At 59.4% G+C, this 8,142-nt stretch carries 6 protein-coding genes and 1 pseudogene; 3 read left to right on the top strand and 4 right to left on the bottom strand.

Annotated elements, in window-relative coordinates; all coding sequences use genetic code 11:
* Positions 1-279 (top strand): annotated as a pseudogene (locus NW819_RS03840) (bifunctional 5,10-methylene-tetrahydrofolate dehydrogenase/5,10-methylene-tetrahydrofolate cyclohydrolase); the annotation flags it as partial.
* 32 nt (positions 280-311) lie between these two features.
* On the opposite strand, the gene NW819_RS03835 reads toward NW819_RS03840, so the two are convergent.
* From NW819_RS03835 to NW819_RS03820, 4 genes are all read right to left on the bottom strand, one after another.
* Positions 312-785 carry a hypothetical protein gene (locus NW819_RS03835; RefSeq protein ID WP_414412940.1) on the bottom strand — a complete coding sequence of 158 codons (474 nt, stop codon included), beginning with the start codon at positions 783-785 and terminating at the stop codon, positions 312-314.
* Between the two features lie 341 nt (positions 786-1,126).
* Positions 1,127-1,744, bottom strand: a complete 618-nt coding sequence (locus NW819_RS03830; RefSeq protein WP_414388683.1) for an Npun_F5749 family FMN-dependent PPOX-type flavoprotein — start codon at positions 1,742-1,744, stop codon at positions 1,127-1,129.
* A gap of 48 nt (positions 1,745-1,792) precedes the next feature.
* Positions 1,793-3,067, bottom strand: coding sequence for a GNAT family N-acetyltransferase (locus NW819_RS03825; RefSeq protein ID WP_414412939.1), 1,275 nt, complete (start codon positions 3,065-3,067; stop codon positions 1,793-1,795).
* A gap of 227 nt (positions 3,068-3,294) precedes the next feature.
* Positions 3,295-3,948: a DUF3386 domain-containing protein gene (locus NW819_RS03820; protein WP_414381692.1), complete on the bottom strand. Its 654-nt coding sequence runs from the start codon at positions 3,946-3,948 to the stop codon at positions 3,295-3,297.
* Positions 3,949-4,293: 345 nt separating this feature from the next.
* Here NW819_RS03820 and murA point away from each other — a divergent pair, with 345 nt between their 5' ends.
* Complete coding sequence (murA, locus tag NW819_RS03815) at positions 4,294-5,616, top strand: UDP-N-acetylglucosamine 1-carboxyvinyltransferase (RefSeq protein WP_414412941.1); 1,323 nt, start codon at positions 4,294-4,296, stop codon at positions 5,614-5,616.
* A gap of 193 nt (positions 5,617-5,809) precedes the next feature.
* Positions 5,810-7,945, top strand: a complete 2,136-nt coding sequence (locus tag NW819_RS03810; RefSeq protein ID WP_414412938.1) for a transglycosylase SLT domain-containing protein — start codon at positions 5,810-5,812, stop codon at positions 7,943-7,945.
* The last annotated feature ends 197 nt before the right edge of the window (positions 7,946-8,142 follow it).

The following is an 8,142-nucleotide window of genomic DNA, read 5'->3' as shown; positions in this document are numbered from 1 at the left end:
GAAGTGACCCGCGCCGCCGACATTGTGGTGATGGCCGTTGGCCGCCCCCGCCTATTGAGGGCAGACATGGTGAAACCCGGCGCGGTGGTCATCGACGTTGGCATCAACCGCATCGAGACCTCCACCGGAGCCGAGCAATTGGTGGGAGATGTGGACTATGAAGCGGTCAAAGAGTTGGCCGCTGCCATCACGCCCGTACCGGGAGGCGTAGGGCCGATGACGGTAACGATGCTGCTGGCCAACACCCTAGAAAGCTACAAACTTCGCAGCCAGTTATAAACCACAAGATGTTCTATTCAGTACAAAAGCATCTAAGGCTGCAAGATCATCGACCAGGAGCCGCTCTCCCCATCCCAAAACGGGGCCAGAGACTCTCCCACCACATTGGGCCCCCAATAGCGGCGGGTTCCATCCAGGGCGAAAGCCACCACAATGTCTCCGGGGCCGATTTGCAGCGGTTCCTCTCCCAAGCTCAGCAGCAATCCCTCGCTCCCCCCCTCTCCAGGGGCAAAGTCCCAGTGGGCCGTTTCCGGATTGATCATCCGTTCGCCGCTGCGCATCAAGATCACCAGCCGAACCGGATGGGGCGTGCGATTGCCGACACGAAAGGGTCCTGTGCGGGCGGAGGTGGGGGCAGCCTGGGGGGATAAGACAGGCTCTGAGGGCAGAACAGGGATAACATTCCCCTCAACAGAATCTTCCAAGGCTTCCAGCATCGGTTTCTCCAGAGTTTGTGCTCTCAATCCCTGCACGAGAACCCCTACCCCAACCAGAGCGGCAGACAACACTAGGGATCCCTTGCCCCTCAAAGCTCTGTTCAGCAATGGGCCGCCGGCGAAAAAAGAGGCAACAGCCTGAGCGAATGAGCAGATCAAGACGCACATCGAGACCACTGCAAGCCAAAGTGATACGTGTCGAGTTAGACAAAAGGCATCAACTGCTGCCCTACCCCTGATAGACCAGCCATACGCGTACAGAGTTCCATCAGAGGATAACGCCCCCACCGTGCAGAACACGATCGTTCAGCTACGTTAACACGTCCATTCCTCTATTCCCTGTGCTTTGGAGGAACAAGGAATAAGGGATCCCCCACTCCAGACCAGGCTGAAACCAGTTTGGATCGCCTTCAGGGATTCACGGCCCGACGCTGCCACCCTTGGGAGGTACGTTCGTACACTGTCCGCAATTGGGGATAGATCTGATCCCCCTTAAGCTGTAGGTGATCCACCTCCGTTGGCTCCAGCAGTAAAGCCACAAAGGTCTGCGGAGGCAGCAGATCTTTCTCTTTCGGCAACTCTTGAATAAAAGCCTCTGGCGGGGCAAGCAGCCCCTTAGGTTCCGGCCAAAACCAGAGGAGCCGTCCTTTTTCCGATATCTGTTGCCACAACTGCTGCCGCTGGCGCTGAGCTTGGGGATCCGGATGATCGGCGGCGATGGCCTCAAGGGTGCCGGCAATGCGGAATTGCTCGCGGGTTTTGCAGAAATACCAGCAGATCTGGGCTTGGGGGCAGTGGGCAATTTGTCGGATCTTCTCGCTGCGACTATCCACCGCCAATTGAATGCGGTCGGTATCGCCCAAAAACCCCCGGAAAACGACCGTGCGGTTGCGCGGATGCCCCTGGGGATCCACCGTGGCCAATTGCAAATACCGCACACCGGGATCGCTACGGTTCCGGTGCAGTGCCGCCTGAATCAGCGCCCGCCAAGAGGGATCCGCAGTAGAATTGCCCTTCGGGTCTTTCATCCGTTTTTCGCAAGGTGCAAGCAAGCCAGGATTGGGGCTCTCTCTCCCTTAGCTAGGGGGTGGAGAAGCCTCAGATTGGGAGTCTCTGGAGAGCCCTGGTGAAGACTCCACACCGCTGACGCGACCAGAGCTGGGATCTGGCTCGGTTGGGCTAATGGGATGAAAGTGGTGCTCTACCCAGCCCTCCGGCGGCCCCTCAAACCGCTCCGGCACTGGCTGCTTCACCTGTAATCCCCGCAGCATCGCGTTGAGATAAGCACTATCCCAGGTAAAGAGGCGGCTTTCGCGGATTTTGTGCCACACCGAACGCGACATCAGCAACGTCCGCTCTACATCCTGGGCTCCCAGCTTCAGCAAGAACTCCTCCCGTTCCGGCTGGTAATCGGTGGAGGCCAAGGCCAGAGATTGCGGCGGATGAGCCTGAGTAAGCTGGGCCATCTTGGCCATGAGTTCGGGGTAAAGCCAAGTGTAGGCAGGGTGAACCGTAAGCTTGGCCACATGAGGTTGCTGCCCGGTGCGATCCAACTTCAAGTTGAAGTAGCCGATGGCGGTTTTGCGTTCGGGCTCGTAAACACACACTTCCACCCGCTCCGTCTGGCTAATGGCGCATTTGGCCTGCTCCAAAAGCCAATCCAGTGGGCTAGTGCGAAAATCGTTCACCTCACGGTCGTACACCTGGCGCACAGTGGCCGGCATGGATCCCGTATCCAGTTGGTAGATGGCATAGGCATCCCGGTTGGTCACCGGCACCAGGTTGGGCAATTTGGGCTCGTGCTGGCTGAGAGCTGCCAGAATATCGGCTGGAATCGACCAGTAGGTGATCTGAGCCAAGGGTTGGAAGCCGTTGCGCCGGTAGAGCGCCATTGCCCCTTTGTTGTGGATGTTCACCTCCAGGATCCAGGTGCGAGCTTCCCGAAAGTGCTCCATGCAGTGCTTGAGCAGCCGGGATCCCACCCCCTGTCGCTGGGCAGAGGGCGCCACTGCGATATGATCGACCCGCCAGGTGCTGCGGGAATGGTTGAAGGGAGAAACCTGAATCACCCCCTGAATCTTGCCCTTCAGCTCCGCCACATGCACTGTAAACATGTGCTGGAAGCGATTGGGAAACAGGGTCAGGGTTTTCAGGGGCCCATACCACTGGCGCAACCGCCGCACTTGGCGACGAATATCCACCGAGCGGCTGCTGTACTCTTCATCAAAGGCTTGCGCCAAAATCTCTTCCACAGCCTCCAGATCCCCCAGTTGGGCGGGGCGAATGATCAGTTCAGGGGCACCAATGGGGGCTTCGGCATCCGGGTCGGGTCTTGCTGTGGTGTTGTCCATGCCAATCGCAGGCGGGAGAATATTCAAAGCATAGCTCAGGCTCTCTTGCTTTTTCTAACCGGGAGGATCGTTCTGCAACAAAGCTTGAAAGCCTACAGATCGGCTTTCCCGTTATCGAGAAAGGCTTGGCCGCCAAGAAGGGCGTGAACTCAGCCTCCCGGTAGCTGCCCAACAGTGACGAACGGGAGAGCTGGCCCCCTACCCCGCAGAGAGCAATGCCGGGTCGCTCACGCCCCAGTGTCCAGCAAGGTCAAGTTGCTGAAGGTGAAGCGCTTCTCCACAGGGCCGGTTTCCGTCTCCGTCTGGATACGCCGCTCCGAGAGGATGTAATACTTGCCCACTTTTGTATACAGATCCTCGAATTGGCTGCGCCCGCCTTTTTGCTCGCCCGTTTGGGGATCGTGATAGACGGAATCGTAGCGGTGGGAAAGATAGCCTTCGCCGGTATCGTGGCTGCTGAAGGTGTGGATGGTAACCACCACTCCGTGGATATGCCGGTGCACCATGGTAACCTGGTTATCGCGCACGTGGTAGCGATCCCCTTCGGCTTTGCCCCCCACCAGGATCTCCACTGTGCCATCGGGCAGGGTTTGGCCATAGCGGAAGGTGTTGTTCCCATGGGTCTCGTCGAAGCTGCGGCGCACCCGGTGAACGGCAATCTCCCAGAGTTGGTTGTGAATGGCTTTTCGAGCTTCCTCATCTTCTACGCCGGTAACAGTGGCCTTTAGGTCTGCTCCCACTCGCACCTGCCCAACGAATGTGCGCTCCCCATCCCAATAGGTGACCTCGGCGCTGTAGCCTGGGAAAGCGGGATCCCAGGTGTAGCGGTTTTCATAGGCGGCCCGAAACAACTCTTGGGCAGAGACTTGAGTGGCGATCATCGGCTGTCTCCTTCCTGTTTTCCTTGCAAGCACTTCCCCTGAGCATCCATCATACCGCCCCCTGCTGTTGGGCTGCCCCCCAGTTGCCTTCGCTGAGAGCCTGCATCTGGTGAACTGGCCTAGCCGCTCCCCTGTCCGCTGCTGCAGGATAGAAGCACAGCCATGGGAACTTCTTCCTCACACCCAATTTGGCTTGCGAGTTTAGCCGCTGCTGTGATCCCCAGAGTATTCTCTGAGAAGGGTTCGCCTATTTTTTGTGGGTGAGGAGGGAGATTGAAAGGTTTTGACAATCGCGTCAGCGGGGCGGATCCCCTAGAGCCTGGCCTGACGCCGCCCCAGACCGGCATGGCAACCGCGCCAGAGATGATGGGGCCAGTGCTGAAAATCATTGGCAAGCAGACCCTGAGTGGCCACATCCCTATTGGCGGGGCAAAAAACTCTGCCTTGGCGCTGATGGCCGGGGCCATCTTGGCTCCTGAGGCCTGTCGAATTCACAACGTGCCGCGTCTGCTGGACATTGAACGCATGGGGCAGATCCTGACCACGCTGGGAGTTAAGGTTTCCCATGTTGGCAATACCCTGGACCTGGATGCCAGCTCCCTCAAAACCTCTCAAGCCCCTTATGAATTGGTCAGCCAGTTGCGGGCCAGCTTTTTCATCATAGGGCCTCTGTTGGCGCGGCTGGGGGTGGCCAGAGTTCCCTTGCCCGGTGGCTGTGCGATCGGGTCTCGTCCTGTGGATCTGCATGTGCGGGGTCTACAAGCCTTGGGGGCGACGGTCCAAATCGAGCATGGGGTGGTTCATGCCTATGCCCGTAAACTGTTGGGAACCCGTATTTACCTGGACTATCCCAGCGTCGGTGCCACCGAGACCTTGATGATGGCCGCTACGCTGGCGGATGGAGAAACGGTGATCGAGAACGCCGCCCAAGAGCCGGAGGTGGCGGATCTGGCCCGTTTTTGTCAAGCCATGGGGGCCCGCATTCGCGGTGTCGGCACCAATACGGTTGTGGTGGTAGGGGTGCCCCGCTTGCATGGAACAGAGTACACGGTCATTCCCGACCGCATCGAGGCCAGCACCTATCTCATTGCCGGGGCCATTACCCGCTCTCACCTCACGGTTGGCCCTGTCATTCCCGATCATCTGCGGGCGGTGATCGCCAAGTTGCAAGCCATGGGTCTGCGGGTGGAAGAAGAGGGCCCAAACCGGTTGCGCATTGCCCCAGCTCAACTGAGCTCAGGCTGGCTCTGTCAGGCAACTGATATTCAAACGCTGCCCTATCCCGGTTTCCCCACCGATGTGCAGGCGCCGATCATGGCCTTGGCCGCCTTGAGCGAGGGCAGTTGCACCATTGAGGAGACGGTGTTTGAAAACCGCATGCACCACATTCCCGAGCTGAATCGCATGGGAGCCGATATTCGCCTGAAGAACCGAGTGGCCCTGATCCGAGGGGTGCCGTCCCTTTCCGGCGCTCCGGTGGTGGCTACCGACCTGCGGGCGGGTGCGGCCCTGGTGTTGGCCGGTCTGGCGGCTGAAGGCTGCTCCACGATCCACGGATTGCACTACATCGACCGGGGCTACGAAGCCATTGATGAAAAGCTGCGCAGTGTCGGGGCCAAGGTGTACCGCAGTGAAAGCCCGACAGGGATCCCGCAATTGGGGAAATGAGCTGTTTCACTGCTGTCTGAAATTTGAAGATTTGAGGAAAGAACTGCTCCTCTCCCTGCTTATCGTCTGGCCCCAATGCTCGGTGACCGCTTGCCAGGTGAGCTTTCCAGCCGTTTCGCAAGTATCGAGTTGTCTGGTGACTCAACGCAGTCAGGTTGAGTATCGTAGGTCAGAGGTGGTGGGGAGGTAAAGCATGGGGATCCTGACAAGCAGCCAACGACGCTGGACAAGATGGGCTGCCGGTGTGCTGGCAGCAGGAGCGGCTCTGGGTGGAGCTGTCTGGGGCTTCTACACCTCATCCTGGGCAGAAACCGTAGAAGTGGCCTCTGCACGAGAAGGCAGGGATCCGACGCAACTGCCCCAAACTTCCACAACGGCCTTTCTGCGGGCCTACGCAGCGCTGCAAGCCGGCCAAGCGCAATCTGCCTTGAAGGATTTGCAAGGGCTGGAAGAGAGCCTGCCGGTTCTGAGGGAAGAGATTTGGAAGCTCAGGGCCCAAGCCTATGAACAGTTGCAGGATAAGGAAACAGCCCAAGGGATCTGGTGGCCCCAGATTTTGCAGGAATATCCCCACAGCCCTGTCGCTGCCTATGCCCTCTGGGGGATGGGCCAGGTGGATCGGCTGCGGCAGCAATTTCCCACCCATCCGCTGACCGGACGTGCCCTCAAGCATTTGCTGGAGCTGGATCCCGACCGCTATGACCTGCTGCGGGATTTGGCCCAACATCACCCGCAAACCCCTGGGCTAACGCCGCTGCTGGATCGCTGGCGGCAGGCTCAGGAGGGATCCCTCACGGCTTCCGACTGGCAGATCCTCGCCGATGCCTACTGGGAGCAACGGGAGTACGGCAAAGCTGCCCGGGCCTATGGGCGTGCCCCCGCCACTTCTCAGAACCTCTACCGCTGGGGCCGCAGCCACCAGATCTCGCGGGAGTTTCCCCAGGCCAAAGCGGCTTACCAAGCGCTGCTGGCACAGTTCCCCGATGGGCCAGAGGCTTCCCTCACCCGTCGCCGTTTGGCGGAACTGAGCGACCTGCCGACGGCAATTGAACTCCTCCGACAGGTGGGAGCCGGCTCAGATAAAGAAGCTCCAGAGGCGTTGCTTAGCCTCAGCCAGCTTTACGATCGCAACGCCAGCCCCCAATCGGCCCAGGCTACTCGGCAAGCCCTTTGGGATCGCTTTCCAGCCAGCGAAGCTGCAGCCAATGCCGCCTGGACAGTGGCCTGGAGCCAAGCACAAGCAGGCAATCTCAGCCAAGCCATCGCCCTGGCCCAACAGATCGGATCTGCTCAGCGGGATACAGAAATGGGGGCACAACTGCTCTACTGGGCGGGCAAATGGCGGGAACAGCAGGGGGATGTGGCTGCAGCTCGGCAGACCTATCGGCAGGTACTGCGTCAGTTTCCCCACACCTACTACGGCTGGCGGTCGGCAGTGCAACTGGGCTGGCCGGTGGGGGATTTCTACAGCGGGCGCAAAAGGGTTGAGGTGGATTTTCAGCCGGTGCGCCAACCGTTGCCAGGGGTCTCTGCAGTTACGCAAACCCTGCATTTGATGGGAGCCAGCCAACTGGCCTGGGAACGCTGGCAGGGCGAAACTCCCGTGCAGCGGGATCCCCGCCAGATGAGCGTTGCCGAGCGCTTTGTCACGGGCATTTTGCGCAACAGCGCCGGAGATCACCTGCGGGGCATTAACCAGGTGGCTGCTTTGCGCTTCAGCGAAGAGCCGGATCCCTTGCTGGAGACGTTGAGGCAGCGCCAAGATTTCTGGCAGGCCATCTATCCGCTGCACTACTATGCCGGCCCAGACAATTCCTGGAGCGCGGATCCCTACGCCCAACCCGGCTTGGCCCACTGGTCACGGCAATTTAACCTCAATCCCTTGATGGTGGCGGCTTTGATCCGGCAGGAATCCCGCTTTGAGCCAGAGATCGTCTCGGCCTCGGGGGCTTTGGGCTTGATGCAGGTGATGCCCGCTACTGGCCGCTGGATTGCCCAGCAGATCGGCCTGGCCCAGTACAGCCTCACCAACCCCGCCGACAATCTCTACCTGGGATCCTGGTACTTCGACTACACCCACCGCACTTACCAAGACAACACCTTGCTGGCCCTGGCCAGCTACAATGGTGGCCCCGGCAACGTGGCCAGATGGCTGAACCGCTTTGGCTTCGAGGATCCGGACGTGTTTGTGGAGCAGATCCCCTTCCCCGAAACCCGGGGCTATGTGAAGTCCGTGTTTGGCAACTACTGGAACTACTGGCAGCTCTACACCCAGGAGGGGCGCACTCTGGTCAGCCAGCGACTGCATAACCCTTCGTCTTCTTCATGACTTCCGGTTTTGTCGCGGGAGTGCTGCCGTAGAGGGAGTGGGCTTTTTTCCCGACAGAGCACAGTATTCTGTGAGAGTTACAGTGATTCCAAGGTTTACTTAACAGTGCCGTTCGCGCCGGCAGGACAGAGTTTTGGAGTTCTATGGTCTCTGGGTCTGAACAACAGGAGAGCGTTCGCGTTAGCGGTGCGGAGCAC

This window comes from Synechococcus sp. R8-2 (assembly GCF_047461715.1).
Taxonomy (GTDB): domain Bacteria; phylum Cyanobacteriota; class Cyanobacteriia; order Thermostichales; family Thermostichaceae; genus Thermostichus.
The sequence above is the reverse complement of the archived record's forward strand: the minus strand, read 5'-3'. Positions and strand labels throughout refer to the sequence as shown.

Excerpts from the sequence above, each read along its gene's own strand:
- NW819_RS03830 (WP_414388683.1), bottom strand. The coding sequence starts at position 1,744 with ATGAAAGACCCGAAGGGCAATTCTACTGCGGATCCCTCTTGGCGGGCG.
- NW819_RS03825 (WP_414412939.1), bottom strand. The coding sequence starts at position 3,067 with ATGGACAACACCACAGCAAGACCCGACCCGGATGCCGAAGCCCCCATT.
- NW819_RS03820 (WP_414381692.1), bottom strand. The coding sequence starts at position 3,948 with ATGATCGCCACTCAAGTCTCTGCCCAAGAGTTGTTTCGGGCCGCCTAT.
- murA (WP_414412941.1), top strand. The coding sequence starts at position 4,294 with ATGGCAACCGCGCCAGAGATGATGGGGCCAGTGCTGAAAATCATTGGC.
- NW819_RS03810 (WP_414412938.1), top strand. The coding sequence starts at position 5,810 with ATGGGGATCCTGACAAGCAGCCAACGACGCTGGACAAGATGGGCTGCC.